12 protein-coding genes are annotated in these 14,653 nt (G+C 37.1%); 6 read left to right on the top strand and 6 right to left on the bottom strand.

Going from position 1 to position 14,653, the window contains the following annotated elements; genetic code table 11:
* Nucleotides 1-55: 55 nt before the first annotated feature.
* The 5 genes from JKP34_RS01415 to JKP34_RS01395 all read right to left on the bottom strand — a co-directional run bounded on the left by JKP34_RS01415 (nucleotide 56) and on the right by JKP34_RS01395 (nucleotide 6,202).
* Nucleotides 56-1,594: a YifB family Mg chelatase-like AAA ATPase gene (locus tag JKP34_RS01415; RefSeq protein ID WP_201916953.1), complete on the bottom strand. Its 1,539-nt coding sequence runs from the start codon at nucleotides 1,592-1,594 to the stop codon at nucleotides 56-58.
* A complete protein-coding gene (gene lpcA / locus JKP34_RS01410) occupies nucleotides 1,584-2,165 on the bottom strand; it encodes a D-sedoheptulose 7-phosphate isomerase (protein WP_201916951.1) in 582 nt (193 codons plus the stop codon). The genes JKP34_RS01415 and lpcA overlap by 11 nt, the downstream gene beginning before the upstream one ends.
* A complete protein-coding gene (locus JKP34_RS01405) occupies nucleotides 2,162-2,524 on the bottom strand; it encodes a hypothetical protein (RefSeq protein WP_201916949.1) in 363 nt (120 codons plus the stop codon). The genes lpcA and JKP34_RS01405 overlap by 4 nt, the downstream gene beginning before the upstream one ends.
* 57 nt (nucleotides 2,525-2,581) lie before the next feature.
* On the bottom strand, nucleotides 2,582-4,408 hold the full coding sequence (locus tag JKP34_RS01400) for an ABC transporter ATP-binding protein (RefSeq protein ID WP_201916946.1): 1,827 nt from the start codon (nucleotides 4,406-4,408) through the stop codon (nucleotides 2,582-2,584).
* Between the two features lie 84 nt (nucleotides 4,409-4,492).
* Nucleotides 4,493-6,202: a hypothetical protein gene (locus JKP34_RS01395; protein ID WP_201916944.1), complete on the bottom strand. Its 1,710-nt coding sequence runs from the start codon at nucleotides 6,200-6,202 to the stop codon at nucleotides 4,493-4,495.
* 219 nt (nucleotides 6,203-6,421) lie between these two features.
* On the opposite strand from JKP34_RS01395, the gene JKP34_RS01390 reads away from it, so the two are divergent.
* The 3 genes from JKP34_RS01390 (at nucleotide 6,422) to rpiB (ending at nucleotide 8,374) form a co-directional block, all read left to right on the top strand.
* Complete coding sequence (locus JKP34_RS01390) at nucleotides 6,422-6,670, top strand: type B 50S ribosomal protein L31 (protein WP_201916942.1); 249 nt, start codon at nucleotides 6,422-6,424, stop codon at nucleotides 6,668-6,670.
* 72 nt (nucleotides 6,671-6,742) lie between these two features.
* Nucleotides 6,743-7,933 carry a GlmU family protein gene (locus JKP34_RS01385; protein WP_201916940.1) on the top strand — a complete coding sequence of 397 codons (1,191 nt, stop codon included), beginning with the start codon at nucleotides 6,743-6,745 and terminating at the stop codon, nucleotides 7,931-7,933.
* Between the two features lie 15 nt (nucleotides 7,934-7,948).
* Nucleotides 7,949-8,374 (top strand): ribose 5-phosphate isomerase B, encoded by a 426-nt coding sequence (gene rpiB / locus JKP34_RS01380; protein WP_201916938.1) that lies wholly within the window; start codon nucleotides 7,949-7,951, stop codon nucleotides 8,372-8,374.
* Here rpiB and JKP34_RS01375 read toward each other — a convergent pair.
* A complete protein-coding gene (locus JKP34_RS01375) occupies nucleotides 8,371-9,786 on the bottom strand; it encodes a hypothetical protein (RefSeq protein ID WP_201916936.1) in 1,416 nt (471 codons plus the stop codon). The two genes, rpiB and JKP34_RS01375, sit on opposite strands and share 4 nt — an antisense overlap.
* Before the next feature lie 166 nt (nucleotides 9,787-9,952).
* On the opposite strand from JKP34_RS01375, the gene rbfA reads away from it, so the two are divergent.
* From rbfA to JKP34_RS01360, 3 genes are all read left to right on the top strand, one after another.
* Complete coding sequence (rbfA, locus tag JKP34_RS01370; RefSeq protein ID WP_201916934.1) at nucleotides 9,953-10,339, top strand: 30S ribosome-binding factor RbfA; 387 nt, start codon at nucleotides 9,953-9,955, stop codon at nucleotides 10,337-10,339.
* Between the two features lie 9 nt (nucleotides 10,340-10,348).
* On the top strand, nucleotides 10,349-11,575 hold the full coding sequence (locus JKP34_RS01365; protein ID WP_236664860.1) for an ABC transporter permease: 1,227 nt from the start codon (nucleotides 10,349-10,351) through the stop codon (nucleotides 11,573-11,575).
* 106 nt (nucleotides 11,576-11,681) lie between these two features.
* Nucleotides 11,682-14,606 carry a DEAD/DEAH box helicase gene (locus JKP34_RS01360; RefSeq protein WP_201916932.1) on the top strand — a complete coding sequence of 975 codons (2,925 nt, stop codon included), beginning with the start codon at nucleotides 11,682-11,684 and terminating at the stop codon, nucleotides 14,604-14,606.
* Nucleotides 14,607-14,653 lie beyond the last annotated feature (47 nt).

The raw sequence follows: 14,653 nt of genomic DNA, 5'->3' as shown, positions 1-14,653 counted from the left end.
TAGTTTTGATACTAAACTAATCAACTTAAAATTTATTATCGAATGTATCGGGAATTTATCCTGCCCAGCCTTCTCGGTCTAAGCTTCTGTATTGAATGGCTTCTGCCAAATGCTCAATCTTGATTTCTTCCGATCCGGCAAGATCTGCAATAGTTCTGGCAACCTTAAGTATACGATCATAAGCTCTCGCTGAAAGGCCAAGTTTTTCCATTGCATTTTTCAACAAAGCTTTACCTGCTGTGTTAATCTGACAAATTTCTTTTACCATTTGAGAAGGCATTAAGGCATTAGAGTGTATTTCTGGAGTTTGCTCAAATCTTTTCTTTTGCATTTCTCTTGCCTCAATTACTCTAGCTCTAATTTCTTCACTGCTCTCGGCCTTTCTATCGGCAGTCATCTGATCAAAAGAAACAGGAGTAACTTCAACGTGTAAGTCAATTCGGTCTAACAGAGGGCCGCTTACCTTATTAAGGTAACGCTGCACTGCCCCTGGTGGACAAACACATTCTTTCTCTGGATGATTGTAGTAACCACAAGGGCATGGATTCATGCTGGCAATGAGCATAAAATTAGCTGGGAAATCCACAGATACTTTTGCGCGTGATATGGTTACTCTGCGTTCTTCCAAAGGTTGCCTCATTACCTCCAAAACGGTACGCTTAAACTCGGGAAGTTCATCTAAAAACAATACGCCATTATGTGCCAACGAAATTTCACCAGGCTGTGGAATACCACCACCTCCAACTAATGCAACATCAGAAATTGTATGATGAGGCGCCCTATAAGGACGAGTAGCAATTAGTGAAGCGTTAGCACCAAGCCTACCTGCAACAGAATGAATCTTAGTGGTGTCTAGTGCTTCTACTAAACTAAGAGGAGGTAGAATTGAGGGAAGTCTTTTTGCCAGCATGGTTTTGCCGGCTCCCGGAGGACCAACCATTATAACGTTATGACCACCTGCTGCTGCTATCTCTAAAGCTCTTTTGATGTTTTCCTGGCCTTGCACATCTGCGAAATCGGCATCATAAGTGTTAAGGTTATAAAAGAAAACATCTCGTGTGTCTATTTCAACAGGCTTAATTGTGGAGGTACCTTCCAGATAATCGATAGCGTCTCTCAAACTTTTTACTCCAACAACTTCAAGGTTATTGACAATTGCCGCCTCTGAAGCATTTTCTTCAGGAAGAATAAACCCTTTAAAGCCTTGCTTTCGTGCCTCAATGGCTATGGGAAGCACACCTTTTATAGGCCTTAACATACCATCAAGCGCCAGCTCACCCATAATTAAATACTGCTCTAGTTCAGGTGCTTCAATCTGTTCGGATCCTTTTAAAATGCCTAAGGCAATAGGCAGATCATAGGCAGAACCTTCTTTTTTAACATCAGCCGGAGCTAAATTCACCACAACCTTTTGCCTGGGCATCCGATAGTTAGTGTGTTTTATGGCTGCATCAATTCTATGCTCACTTTCTTTTACAGCATTATCAGGTAAACCAACCATATGAAACTTGGTACCCATGCTTACATTTACCTCAATGGTAATGATACTTGCATTTACGCCATAAACAGAACTTCCATAAGATTTAGCCAGCATAGCCTAGTTGCTTTTCTATCTGAAGGATTAAAATATGAATAATTTTAATATGAATTTCCTGAATTCTATCAGCGTAGCCGTGATGTGCCACCCTGATTTCATGATCAGCTAATTCTGCCAGAGCACCACCATTTTTACCAGTTAAGGCTATGGTTTTAAGCCCTTTTTTCCTGGCAGCATGTACTGCTTCAACAACATTCTTTGAATTACCGCTGGTGCTAATGGCAAGAAGGATGTCATCTTTATTTCCTAAAGCCTCAACCCCACGGCTGAATATGTAATCAAAGCCATAATCATTACCAACACAGCTTATATGGCTTGCATCGGAAATGCAGAATGCGGCTAGTGCAGGCCTGTCTTCTCTAAATCGTCCACTTAACTCTTCAGCAAAATGCATGGCATCACAATGTGAGCCGCCATTACCACAGCTGATAATTTTGTTTCCTGTCTGAAGAGAAGCAGTTATAATTTCAGCAGCTTGAGAAATGGCTATTAAGTTTTTCTCATTATTTAAGAAGTTATCAAGCACTTGTTGTGCTTCGAGTAATTCATCCTTAATGCTGTTAATCATACTTTATCTTCTTCCTCTTTATTTGAAGATGAATCATCAGTAGAGCTTTCTGCCTTTTGCTCAGTTTCAGGAGATATATGCTCATTTTCCTTTTTATCGTAGAGCTTAGCCTTTAGCTCGTTAATCTCTTCTTGATGTTTTTTATTCAGTGTGTTAACCTTCTTCTGTCCTAGCCAATCAAAAACCATGACTGTCGCAAAAAGAAATAAACCCAAGTAAGAACCATAAAGCATAAGATCAAGCTTGTTGAACAGGTTCAATAAAAAATCGAAATTATTTCTTCCAATCGATATGACAATGATAGTTGTAAGATGGAAGATTGTTAAAGCGGCAAATACTACTATTTTAAAGGTGCGCATAGTGAGCTTGTCTGGTTTTGATTTTGGGTATTAACAAATATAGAAATTATTTGATTATTAACTCACCGACTGAATTTTAATCAGTTTTTGGTAAACACCATCTTTTTCCATCAACCTTTGATGAGTTCCTTGTTCTACGATTTCACCATCCTGTAATACATAAATTCTATCTGCTTCCTGTATAGTACTTAGCCTATGTGCAATTACGATTGAAGTTCTATTTTTCATAAGATTACCTAAAGCCTCTTGCACTAATTTTTCTGATTCAGAATCAAGGGCTGAAGTAGCCTCATCCAAGATTAGAATTTCCGGATTCTTTAAAATAGCACGGGCAATGCTTATTCGCTGTCTTTGTCCACCTGATAATTTTCCACCGCGGTCACCCACCGTTGAATCATATCCATTTTCCATTTGATCAATGAACTCATGAGCATTGGCAATTTTAGCGGCAGTCATCACTTCTTCATAGGTAGTTTCAGGTTTGCCAAATGCTATGTTATTAAATATTGTGTCATTGAATAGCAATGATTCTTGACTAACAATACCCATTTTAGAACGGAGAGAAGTTATTTCATAATTTTTGATCGATTGGCCATCTATAAAAATATCACCACTGTTAGCATCGTAAAAGCGAGGTATTAAATCAGCCAGAGTAGATTTTCCTCCACCCGAGGGACCTACTAGAGCAACCATTTCACCTTTTTTAATGGTCATATTTATATCTTTTAAAACAGGCGTTTGCTGATACCCAAAACGGAGATTCTTAACTTCAATTTTATCATTGAAACTTTTAAATTCTAAGGCATTAGGAATGTTTACTATTGCTGGTTTGGTGTCGATAATAGAGAAAATTCTTTCCGCTGAGGCTAAGCCTTTTTGCACATTGCTCAGTGCACCAGAAAGTGATTTTGCAGGAACCAGAACTTGAGAAAAGATTGCAATAAATGTGATGAAGCTTTCTGGTTCTAAGCTAGAATTTCCATCGAAAATTTCTGAACCACCAATCAATAAAATTAATGCAACTACGCCAACCCCGATAAACTCAGAAATAGGACTTGCAAGTGCAAATCTTTTTGTCATGCTGATGTTTAGACGAGCATAATTGTTTACTTGAGTTCCAAAACGACTCTTGGAGAAATCAATAGCATTAAATGCTTTAACAATACGCATACCTCCTAAAGTCTCTTCAAGTATATCAGAAATCCTACCTAAAGTTTCTTGGCTTTGATGGGCTTTTCTTTTAAGCTTTTTGGCAATAAAGGAGATGATAAAACCAGAAACAGGGATTATTAAAATTGTAATTAAGGTAAGCTTAACTGAAATGAAAAAAAGCATTGCAAAATAGCCTATTATCATAATTGGTTCTTTTATCACCGCTTTCAGACTGCTTACAACACTGGCTTCTACTTCCTGAACATCACTTGTCACTTTTGACATGATGTTACCTTTTCTTTCTTCTGTGTAATACCCAATGTGTAAAGTCATTAATCGACCAAAAAGAGTATTCCTAAGGTTTGAGATAACTTGAGCTTTTACAATTGCTGCAATTACTTCCACCAAATATTTAAATAAGTTGGAAAGAAAGATGCTGATGATCAGAACAATACATACAAATGTTAAGGCCCGCATTGGGTCATCTTGCATCATGTTAAGAAAGTAATAATCGAAGACTTCTTTTACGTAAGAAAGCTTCCATTCAAATGCAGGCATATCAACTGGTGCTACAGCCTTTTCCTTTGTCTGGAACAATACAGTTAATACAGGCTGCAGAATGGCTAAAGTAAATACGCTAAATACTGATTGTAAAATAACATACAATATGTATTGAGGGGCAAGTAGTCCTAAAGGACGAGCATATGAAAGTACGCGAAGGTATGTCTTCATTCAATTTGAAAATTCAATTAATGCAAAGGAAAAATAATAGTCTACGCCAAAGCGTGAGCAAAGATACAATTAATTGATGGCTCCTTAAAAGAGGTTGTTACTAGTAGGTAAGTTCCATCTTAAATTGAGGGAAAACCAGCTGTTGTCAGAATTATTATTCCCGAACTCACTGTTTTGCTTTCTAATGGTATAAGAAGCTGATACAAAAAGATTATAGTAAGGCTGATAAGTAATAGAGCCTTGTACCAATTTTGTTTCGTTCTTCTCACCTTGTAAGGTGGTATGCCCAAAAGCATAGGTATTTCCGGTAGCAGGATTTGTATGCCTGAAATAAGTGCCATTAGGTTTAAAAATGTCAGCACCAAAGTTAACTCCTGTTGTATCAGTACCTTGTTCACTAAGTATGGCAATTCCCTTTAGGGTGATTTTTGGACTTATTTGATACCTGAGTATACCTATTAACTCCTTAAAATTGGCACCCAAAGGATGAGCAAGTGATTGTTTGTAATTGGCGAAATTGGTAAAGTTGCTATCATGTGCATAGGTATAAGGTCGTGCCATATTAAATTCTCCTTGCAGGTCAAGATTATCTAAACCAAAAGCATCAATGTACTTTAAACCTGCTTGTACCGCATATTTATTGGCCCACCAGCCACCTTGTCGGATGTTGTCAATTAGGAATTCGTCTAATACTAGTTGTCCATAAAGTGAGAAGTGCTTGAGAAAAACAGCTCTAAAATCTGCCCCAACAATGGCATTACCAGAACTGCCATCTTGTTGCTCTAACGATCGGTAGAAGATTATAGGATTCAAATAGTTTAAATCTACGGGGTTAGAAGCACTTGCTGAGTCGCCTAGCATAACAGCCTCAAATAGCCCAATATTTATATGCTTAGTAATGTTATAGCTGAGGTGATGAAGTGCCATAAACTTTCTTGGGTATTGTCTTCTTATTCCGGAAAGTGCATTGCCCGATGCAATAACATCAGCGGTTTGCACGCCAAATAGGTTCATATAATTCAGCTTCCAGATTTTAGTCTCAGCCTTTAAATGTAAATAAGCTGGGGAGAAGTCACTCAACATCATTGACCTATAGCCATTTCCTATAAAGAACCTATCATGCCCAAACTGCAAATTGATGTTTTTAGTGGCCTGAAATGAAATATAACCCCTCGCTGTAAAGAAATCACGTGCTGTTTGGTTATCGCCATATTCTTTCCAGAAACCCACATTCGGTACAGATCGGAATTGTTGGGTATAGTCATTGATGTAGCTGGGGAAGTATATCTGATTCTCAGTGAGGTAAGTATAAAACCCTAATTTCTCATTTATAAGTCCTCTTACTTCTACTCCTCTTGTGTTGGTATATAAATTATTTTCATTGATTGACTGCTGTCCGTAAGAAAGGCCCAGAACAGGGTTAATGTGTAAATCAAATTCTGCTTGGTTTACATTTAAGAAATCAGTTTTGGTTTTATAAATGTGTTTGAGAAAAGGTTTATTCCTTTTATAGTCTACAGAATCAAGCCATTCCCAGTTATCATATTTTAGGTAGTCGTAATTAAAACTATTTCTGGGGTTGAAACCACTGGCATCAATGCTGTCTAAGAAAGCGGCTATTTCCTTTCTATTATAAGGTTTATGGCTTGCATGAAAGGCATCCGAAAACTTGCCACTTTTCACTTCGAGTCTTTCTAATAAATGGTAGTAATCATCATCAAGTGGAGCGTTTATAGCTTGTGAAAGTGCTAAAGAGGAGTATAGAACTAAAAATGTGCTTAATATGTACTTCATTCTGTGAGTTTCAAATACGAAGATAATAAGTTTGCGCTAATGGTTAGCAGATGATTTACATCGTATGATGTAAGTATTTGAAATTGTGAGGCTTAAACCTTTTGCTTAATTAAGCTTTATATTTGGAAAGATTGATCTCATCTGCTATTTTTGCAATCCCTTTGCGGAAAATGCATTTGGGCCTTTGGTTGGAAATCAAAAAAACGCTAAGAAATAATTATGAAAAAAGGAATTCACCCTGAGTACAGAGAGATTGTTTTCTGGGATACTCAAGCAGACACAAAGTTTTTAACGAAGTCAACAATGACTTCTGACGAAACTATTAAAATGGAAGATGGAAAAGAATATCCTGTTGTTAAGATAGAAGTTAGTTCTGCTTCTCACCCATTTTATACTGGAAAGAAAATATTTTTGGATACAGCTGGTCGAGTGGAGAAATTCAACCAGAAGTACAAAAAGAAGAAATAAGAATTCTTCAACTCAATATTTTAAAAGTCTCTCCGATAGTCATATCCGAGAGACTTTTTTATTTTTACGCCTATGAACTATCTATTAATTGAGCAAGCCGATTTTAGAGAAAGACTGAAGCCATTTACTTTCACCAGACCCATAGCTGAAGTTAGGGTTGGTATATTAACTATCAGAGAAAAGTGGGAGAAGCTATTGGAAGAAAGTACTTCTTATATAACATCACCATATTTATCTGCTAAGTTTCCTAAAAAATTAGCAGACCAGAATATGTTAATTAATAGCTCTGTATGCCCTACGCCTGAATTAGTTGCGGCCATCAAGATGGGGGCTTCATTAAAAAAAGGAGATATTCTTATTTGCTTTTCAGCATCTGAAAATGAAATAGATGCTTTTTCACCTTCGCAAAAATTAGAGGAAGCTGCCGAGTATGATGGTGAACTAACTTTTATCACAGATACATGGCACATATTTCAGTACAATGCCAAAGAAATAAAAGCTGATTTTGAATTGCTTACAAAAGGTAGAAAAAGTAAGACGATTGATGATCATGCTACTGTAGTTTATGGTAAAGACAATTTATTTGTGGAAGAAGGGGCCTCTATAAAAGCAGCGATTATTAATGCAGAAGATGGGCCCGTATACATAGGTAAAAATGCTCACGTGCATGAGGGAGCTATCATAAAAGGAGCTTTTGCTTTGTGTGAGGGAGCTCATGTTAATATGGGCGCAAAGGTTAAAGGCGATAGCACAGTAGGCCCTTACTGTAAAGTGGGTGGTGAAATAAGTAATACGGTTTTCTTTGGCTATTCCAACAAAGGCCATGATGGCTTTATAGGGAATTCAGTAGTTGGTGAGTGGTGTAACTTAGGAGCCGACACTAACACATCAAATCTGAAAAATAATTATGCGAATGTAAAGCTCTGGAGCTATGCTGATAAGCGTTTTAAAGATACAGGTCTTCAGTTTTGTGGATTAATGATGGGCGACCATTCAAAATGTGGTATTAACACCATGTTTAATACAGGTACCGTAGTAGGTATAAGCGCTAATATTTACGGAAGTGGTTTTCCAAGAAATTATATCCCTTCCTTCGCATGGGGCGGTGCAGCAGGCTTTACAACTTTCCAATTAAGAAAGGCTTTTGAAGTAGCTGAAAAGGTGATGGAAAGAAGAAAAGTAGACTTTGATCAAAACGAAAAAGATATTTTAACGCATCTCTTTGAAAATGATCAGGAAGAGCGTTTTTGGGAAAAGAAATAACTTAATACTTACAAAATGAAAATAGCAATAGGCGGAGATCACGCAGGTTTTGAGTACAAAGCAAAACTGATTAACTTTTTAAAGGCGGATCATCAGGTAAAAGATTTCGGTCCTTCAACTGACGATTCTGTGGATTACCCTGATCATGTTCACCCATTAGCCACAGCAGTTGGTAATGAAGAACAAGATTTAGGCATATTAATCTGCGGAAGTGCAAATGGGGTTGCGATAACAGCAAACAAACATCAAAAAATTAGAGCCGCAATAGCCTGGGAAGAAGAGTTAGCATCTTTGGCACGTGAACATAACAATGCTAATGTAATATGCCTACCAGCACGTTTTGTGAGTTATGAGAAAGCGGAGTCCATCATTAAAGCCTTCTTAGAAGCTAAATTTGAAGGAGGAAGACATGAGCGAAGAGTGAACAAAATTCCTTGTTAATTCTCATTCACTTTTAGCCTGTAATAGCGGGCCGATACTCTTTGATATTGGCTTGCTATTGTGGGCATTTTACTAAAAACATGCTCTAGCACTTCATTTTCGTCAATAATAACCTCTGGCATTTCTTTTTTGAAGGAACTGTATATTGCCGCTATATTTCGGGGGTTTTCAAAGTTTAACCAGGTCTCTTTGGCTAGCGGCCAATAATAATAAGGCGTACCCACTTTACTATCCTTATAAAGTGATTTTGAATCACCCAAAACCAATAAGCTTTTCCCTACCACTTCATTCTTAAAAATACTTTCTTCTACATTTAGCTTGTAGTAATTGTTTAAACCATTAATCACACTACCATTTAAGTAAATGTAATAATTGATGCCTATCACCAATGTGGCAAATACAAGGGCAAAGATTTCTGCCTTCATTTTATGTTTAAAAAGCAAAACGTAATGCGTTATAAAAAAAGCTACAAAGGGAACAAACAAAACTAATTGATATGGTGCCTTGTCGTTGCTCAATAGCCAACTACCCCATGCGGCCAAAAACATAATAAACATAACTTGCTGTACGCGTACCTGATAGTTTGTGAAACGAGAAGTGGAGAAAGTTCTGTAAAGTGCTAAAAGATAAAAGATAGCCGGCACAGCAATTATCATTAAAAAGGACCAAATGCTAATTAAGCTCTCATTGGTATAAGTTATTGTAAATACCAGCCAATTGTTGAGCATTTCGCTAAAGCCATCGAACCAGATAAAATAGATGGATACCGCGGCAATTGGGAGCAAAAAGCCATACACAAACAACATATACCTTCTGAAAATCAAACTGGTTAATAAGGCAAAAGAAATCAAAGTAGCTATAAAGAATATAATACTTGGCAGATAAAAAAGTACTGCCAATCCCATAAAGAACCCTGTTTTTAGAATGGTAGCATCATCAAGCTTATTTTCAATTCTTAAATAAATATTATCAAGAACTAATAAGATGAAGGTTAAACTGATGAGCACTGGCGATAGCGTGAAAAAATCAAAGAAAACCTGCATCAATAAGGCATAGATAAATGCTGGTATGTAGCTGTTTTCATTGTAAGCCTTGTTTTTATACATGATGTTGTTAAACAATGAAAACTGATAGGCAACTAATAAAACTGCTGCTAGCTGATAAGCTATTCGAGCGCCACCAAAAAGAAAGTCAAAAAAAGTATAAGTTAAAGCGGCTAAAGGAGCCATTGGTGTGAGTAAGTCTTTATAAAGTGTAACATCACTCTGGTTGAGGGTGTCTCCAATAATCATCCAATCCAGCTCGTAAATCAATGGAGTAGAGCTAATGAAGTAAGGAAGCCTCACTATTAAAATAGCAAGCAATAATATGAGTAAGCGATAAGGGTCGTTTATCCTAAAGAAACTAAGCAATAGCTTAAGAATTTTAAATTATAAATCACCAGGCATTCAGTATCTCCTGAGTGGCCAGTAATTAGTTAGCGAGTCATCTGGCAGCTGACTATTATTTGCTAAATTAGCGTATAAAGCGAAATAAGTATAAAACATCATGCATATTTGCATGCTAAAATAAAATATTATGGCTGCAGGCTCCAGACAGAAGAAATTTGCAAAACTAATTCAAAAGGATTTGGGGGAAATTTTCCAAAAACAAATGCAAAATACATTTGGAAAAACCTTCATCACGGTGGTTGATGTTGAGATGTCACCAGATTTAGGCTTAGCCAAAATTTACCTTAGCCTCATCCTTAGTGAGGATAAAGATGCAACATTAGAGAAAATTAAAGACCACAAAAGTGAGATCAGGAAACATCTGGGAAACAGAATTGGAAAGCAAGTGCGAATAGTACCTGAGTTGGCTTTTTATTTGGATAACACTTTAGAGCAGGCAAGTCGAATTGAAAACTTGCTTTCCGGCCTTGACATTCCACCTGCTGATGAGGATGATCAAGAGAAGGATGATTAATAACAAGCTTTGAGAAATTTACCATTTTTCATAGCGCGCAGATACTTTCTTTCTAAAAAGAAAAAGAGCTTTATTAATGTACTCTCCATCATTTCCATGCTTGGAGTTGCTGTGGGCACTATGGCTTTGGTTATAGTTCTTTCCGTTTTTAATGGCCTTGAAGATTTAATCCGATCTCTATATAACTCCTTTGATGCTGACCTTCAAATCACTTTAAATGAAGGGAAGTTTTTCGAAGCCGATGAAGCACTATTGTCTCAAATTAACGAAATCGATGGAGTAACCGAACTCATGCAGGTGGTGGAGGACAATGTTCTTGTAAAATATAACAATGGTGAAACGGTAGTGCGAATGAAAGGGGTTGATAATGCCTCCACATACCAAAGCCGCTTAGCTCAAAATATTACTGAAGGGAGTTTCAAACTTACTGATCAGGAACAAAATTTCGCGGTACTGGGTAGAGGTATCAGATACGAGTTGGCTGTGAATCCAAGAAATGAATTTTTAGCACTTCAAATCTATTATCCAAAAGACATAAAACCGGGTATTACTGATCCATCCCGCATGTATAACTCAGGCATTCTAAAACCTGCCGGTGTTTTTGCAATAGAAAAGCAGTATGACGAGAAATACATTTTTGTCCCTTTACGCTTTGCCAAACAATTACTAAGTAGGCAGAATGAGCTTACAGCCATAGAGTTGATGGTAGCTGATAATTCACAAATACAGCAAGTTCAACAGCAGCTTAAAAACAAATTGGGAGAGCGCTTTAAAATACTCAATTCTGAAGAGCAACATGCGAGTCTTTTACGTGCCATTAAAATAGAAAAACTCTTCGTGTATCTCACCTTCAGCTTTATTTTGGCGGTAGCTTCATTTAATATTTTCTTCTCCCTTACTATGCTGGCATTAGATAAGAAAAGAGACATAAGTATTATGCATGCCATGGGCATACATGATAAAATGATTCGAAATATCTTTTTGTTTGAGGGGGGGATTATTTCGTTAAGTGGAGCCTTGTTTGGAGCTTTAATTGGTTTAGGGATTTGTCTATTGCAACAACAATTTGGAATAGTTTCCATGGGGATGGCCTCCGCAGTAACCGATGCTTATCCTGTTAAAATACAGGCCACGGATTTTATCTACACCATGGCAACAATTATTACGATCACCTTTCTGGCCTCACTTCAGCCGGCTATTAAAGCCATGAAATTTAGCAAAGTAGAGCGTTTATAGGCTTTTTCAACGCTTAATGCTTATTATATCAAGCTATTTTATTAAATTTCAATCTTCGTTAAATTTTAATGAAGCTATTTTTAGAAGTTTGCTTGCATAAAAACACATGAAGGTTTTTACCACACAGCCTTTTCAACTGATCTATTCTCTTTTTGAGCACGAATATCTTGGTTACATATTCGAGTCATTCGTAGTACAAAAAAATAGCAGAGGAGAACTAACTTTTTCACATCAGAATATTTCTTCAAAAAATGCCAAAGAGTTTTCAAAAGGCTTAGACGAAACGGATTACGAGCTTATTGAATTAATGGACAATATGCAGCAAGATGCAGTGGTCCGTAAATTCTATAAAACCAAAATAAAGCCTGCCGATTTCTTTGATAAGGTTTATGATAAGGAAAAAGGCAATAAGCTGCTTCAAGATGAAATAGCACGTTATTTAGAACGGATCAGGGCAAAAATTTTATCACTCATTACCGATAAAATGCTTTTTGAGATGGGAAATGATGGTGAACCGGCCTGGCGCCAAATTCATATTCAAAAAGAGAAAGCCACCATACTTTTCCATTTTGTTAAAAACGAAGACAATACTCATTACTTTCCTACCATTAAACATGCAGGGGAAAAGCTTGAATTTAAATACAAAGGAGCTTACTTAATTTGTGATAAGCCTGCCTGGCTGGTAGTAGAAGATAAACTCTATTCTTTTGAGAAAAATCCTGAAGGTAAAAAGTTAAAGCCCTTTTTAAATAAACACTTCATTGCCATCCCTAAAAAGGTTGAAGAGGATTATTATAGAAAATTTGTAGCACCCTTAGTTGCTTCCTTTGATGTTTATGCCAGAGGTTTTGATATCAGAACTTTTAAAGAAGAACCTTCCGCTTTCTTGAAGCTATCAGAACTAGCATCTGGCACTAACGGAAGCATGGATCTTTTTGAGCAGCAGAAAAAAGAAGTCTCTGATGGCAAAATGCTTATTGAATTAAAGTTTCAGTACGGCAACTATGCTTTTGCCACAGCAGCAGACACGAAAGTTTCTGTGAAAATGGAAAAGCAAGGTGATACCTATCTCTTTAAAAGATTAGTAAGACAGACGGAAACAGAAAAAAGCATTAAAAATAAGCTGGTTGAGCAAGGGCTTGAGATAACAAAAGGTAAGCTCAGCATACCTAAAACAGAGGCTTTTAGCTGGATCAGTAAAAATAAGGAATGGCTGGCCGAGGAGGGCATTGATCTGAGGCAGTCTGAAAATCAGGCACAGAAGAAGTACTTCCTCGGAAACTCGTCTATTTCTATCGATATCTCAGAAGGGATAGATTGGTTTGACATTAATGCAAAAGTTGTTTTTGGTGAATACGAAATACCTTTTGTACAACTCAGGAAATATATCTTAAAAAAGCAGGCAGAGTTTAAATTGCCTAATGGAGAATATGCTGTAATACCGCAGCACTGGTTTGTAGATTATTCAGAGCTCTTTGGTTTTATGGAAGAGCAGGATGAACAGCTTAAAATCAAGAAACATCACTTATCATTAGTGCAAGAAATGGAAACCAATGATTTGGCTTCCGTTCAAATGGATAGGAAACTTGCCAAGCTCAAGGATTTTAAAGAGATAGATGATCACCCAATGCCTGAAAACTTCAAAGGTGAATTAAGGCCATACCAGCGAGCAGGTTTCAACTGGCTTCAATTCTTGAATACCTATAATTTTGGTGGATGTTTGGCAGATGACATGGGTCTTGGAAAAACGGTACAGACGCTTGCCATGCTTCAATCGGAGAAAGAGAGTGGCCGCACAAATGCTAATCTCTTAATTATGCCAACCTCACTGATTTACAACTGGCAAAATGAAGCAAAGAAATTCACACCTAAGCTGAAGATATTTAATTACACAGGTACCAGTCGTTTAAAGGATGCCAAACAGTTTGAAGGCTATGATTTGGTGTTAACATCTTATGGCATTACCAGGCTCGATATTGATATACTGTCTGATTACTATTTCAATTACATAATACTTGACGAATCGCAAGCTATTAAAAACCCCGATTCTAATATTGCAAAATCTGTTAGAAAGCTAAAATCGCGCAGAAGATTGGTGCTTACAGGTACGCCTGTCGAAAACAGTACAATGGATTTATGGTCGCAGATGTCGTTCGTAAATCCTGGTTTATTAGGCAATAAATCTTTTTTCAGAGATGAGTTTGTAACGCCAATTGAGAAGAAGCAAGATGAGCAAAAGTCGCAGAAGCTGGCAACCTTGATCAAGCCGTTTATTCTGAGAAGGCATAAATCTCAGGTAGCTACTGAGCTTCCTGATAAAGTGGAGAACATACATTACTCTAGCATGACTACTATGCAAGAGGATAAGTATGAAGAGGTTAAAGCTTATTACCGAGATAAAATTCTTGAGCACATCGAGAAGAATGGTATAAGGAAATCGCAGATGTTGCTTTTACAAGGTCTTACACAGTTGCGCCAAATTGCTAACCACCCTAAAATGGTGGATGAAGAATATAAAGGTGATTCCGGCAAGATGGAAGACTTTACCCACATGCTGGTATCTGCTATTTCTAAGGGCCACAAAATATTGGTATTTAGCCAGTTTGTTAAGCACCTGGCATTGATTAAAGATTACTTGAAACTTAATCATATCAATTTCTCTTATCTGGATGGTAGTACTAAGAATAGGCAGAAGGAAGTCGACTGTTTCCAAAACTCTGAAGAGGTAAAAGTATTTCTTATTTCACTAAAAGCTGGTGGTTTGGGGCTTAACCTTACAGCGGCTGATTATGTCTTTTTACTCGATCCGTGGTGGAATCCGGCTATTGAACAGCAAGCTGTGGATAGAGCCTACCGAATTGGTCAAACACAACGGGTATTCACCTATAAATTCATTACCAAGAATACTGTTGAAGAAAAGATTCTGGCACTTCAGGAAAAGAAGGTTAACCTGGCAAAGGACTTAATAAGTACAGAAGAGAGTTTTATAAAAAGCTTAAGTCAGGAAGATATTCAATCTATTTTGATGTAGAACTCATCACCCTTTAAAGTTTTTTTCAAGTTCATTTTGCCGTAACT

It is taken from the genome of Marivirga atlantica, from assembly GCF_016734805.1.
In the GTDB taxonomy this organism is placed as follows: Bacteria; Bacteroidota; Bacteroidia; order Cytophagales; family Cyclobacteriaceae; genus Marivirga; species Marivirga atlantica.
The sequence above is the reverse complement of the archived record's forward strand: the minus strand, read 5'-3'. Positions and strand labels throughout refer to the sequence as shown.

Bases quoted from the DNA above. Each gene is read 5' to 3' on its own strand.
- lpcA (WP_201916951.1), bottom strand. From the start codon at position 2,165: ATGATTAACAGCATTAAGGATGAATTACTCGAAGCACAACAAGTGCTT.
- JKP34_RS01360 (WP_201916932.1), top strand. From the start codon at position 11,682: ATGAAGGTTTTTACCACACAGCCTTTTCAACTGATCTATTCTCTTTTT.
- JKP34_RS01405 (WP_201916949.1), bottom strand. From the start codon at position 2,524: ATGCGCACCTTTAAAATAGTAGTATTTGCCGCTTTAACAATCTTCCAT.
- JKP34_RS01395 (WP_201916944.1), bottom strand. From the start codon at position 6,202: ATGAAGTACATATTAAGCACATTTTTAGTTCTATACTCCTCTTTAGCA.
- rpiB (WP_201916938.1), top strand. From the start codon at position 7,949: ATGAAAATAGCAATAGGCGGAGATCACGCAGGTTTTGAGTACAAAGCA.
- JKP34_RS01415 (WP_201916953.1), bottom strand. From the start codon at position 1,594: ATGCTGGCTAAATCTTATGGAAGTTCTGTTTATGGCGTAAATGCAAGT.
- JKP34_RS01390 (WP_201916942.1), top strand. From the start codon at position 6,422: ATGAAAAAAGGAATTCACCCTGAGTACAGAGAGATTGTTTTCTGGGAT.
- JKP34_RS01385 (WP_201916940.1), top strand. From the start codon at position 6,743: ATGAACTATCTATTAATTGAGCAAGCCGATTTTAGAGAAAGACTGAAG.
- JKP34_RS01400 (WP_201916946.1), bottom strand. From the start codon at position 4,408: ATGAAGACATACCTTCGCGTACTTTCATATGCTCGTCCTTTAGGACTA.
- rbfA (WP_201916934.1), top strand. From the start codon at position 9,953: ATGGCTGCAGGCTCCAGACAGAAGAAATTTGCAAAACTAATTCAAAAG.